Here is a 1301-nt window from a genome sequence, read left to right on the forward strand (position 1 = left end):
GTGGAAATTCTTAAAAATGCATTTAAAACTGGCTCGTCTAATTACTAAAAATACTAAGGGAATTAAGATACAAATCTATGCCTGTTTGATTTGTTATTTGTTGCTTCAGTTAGTTGAAGTTCCTGATATTATTGGAAATAAACTCTTAGACAAGTTACGATATTTACAGGCTTTTATGTGTGAGAAAATCAGCTATATTCACTGGTTTAAGGAACTTGTTTTCAATTGCTGAAATCAGCATTTTATAGGATTCGTATGTCTATTTTCAGAATCCTATCAATAAGCGTTCAACACTTCTGGGTATAAGGGCTAGAACCTTGATTATATCTACTCTTTGACGGGGTTGTCACCCCGTCAGCCGCAGTGGTCAAGATCCTGTACTCTTATATTTGACGCTTCAATATTTCTCATCTCTTAAAAAGACTGGATTTTACGATCGCAACTGCGGAATGTGGGTTATTGAGATCAAAATAGTATTTTAGGGTATCAGGATACTGATCTACATCTTCAAATAGGCGCAAAAATCCCTTCTTGGCACTATGCGAAAAAGCCCAGCTTAATACTAATATTTCCTGTAAATTTAACCCAGAAAAGCTCTTAATCGCGTTGGCTATATCAACTTGATTGCAATTTCCACTTTTAGTCCATAAATTTTCGTAAATGATCAGAGTTCTTGGAAGGAGGTGACGAGCTTCACGATCATAGTCCAATTGAGAAGCTCCGAATCTTATGAGAAAACCTTGTAGATTATCGCTGTCCTCTTGAAATGGGTCGGGAAGCCCCAAATACATATCAATAGCTTTCAGTAAATCATCTATAGTCATATCTTTATTGCGATAATCGTTAGAGCTTTCGATTAATCGCATGGACAAATAAGCTAGAACACCATCAAAAACTGGTAGATCTTTGATAGTGTGTAATCCTTTACCTGACTTAAATATTTCATAGGATAATTCTCCAATAAGCCTAAGAGCATCATTAAGCTTAAATTGCTTTAAATATTGTCCAATGTCATGGGGAGAGTATTCTTTCCCTGCTCTAGAACCGTAAGTGATTATATTTTTTCCAGCGCAATCACCTTCAAATCTACTCATATTCTCTCCCGATCTAAAACTTAAGCTAGCCTTGTAGTACAGTATAGCACATTTGTACGTATCACCATCACGTTTGGTAACGCTCTCTAATTATGTCTGATGAAAGAGGTTGAGTCAGTGATTATCAACTCCGTAACTGCTCACCGCAACTGCGTTGCGGTATTGCCAAGGTCGGCGAGTGAGCTGGGTTCGCTCGCAAGCTCCGTC

1 protein-coding gene and 1 pseudogene are annotated in these 1301 nt (G+C 37.5%); one reads left to right on the forward strand and one right to left on the reverse strand.

Going from position 1 to position 1301, the window contains the following annotated elements:
- Window positions 1-232, forward strand: a pseudogene (locus QUA33_RS28070) (hypothetical protein); the annotation flags it as partial.
- 175 nt (window positions 233-407) lie between these two features.
- Here QUA33_RS28070 and QUA33_RS28075 read toward each other — a convergent pair.
- Complete coding sequence (locus tag QUA33_RS28075) at window positions 408-1094, reverse strand: hypothetical protein (protein ID WP_333153051.1); 687 nt, start codon at window positions 1092-1094, stop codon at window positions 408-410.
- Window positions 1095-1301 lie beyond the last annotated feature (207 nt).

The organism is Microcoleus sp. Pol14D4 (assembly GCF_036701245.1).
In the GTDB taxonomy this organism is placed as follows: domain Bacteria; phylum Cyanobacteriota; class Cyanobacteriia; order Cyanobacteriales; family Microcoleaceae; genus Microcoleus.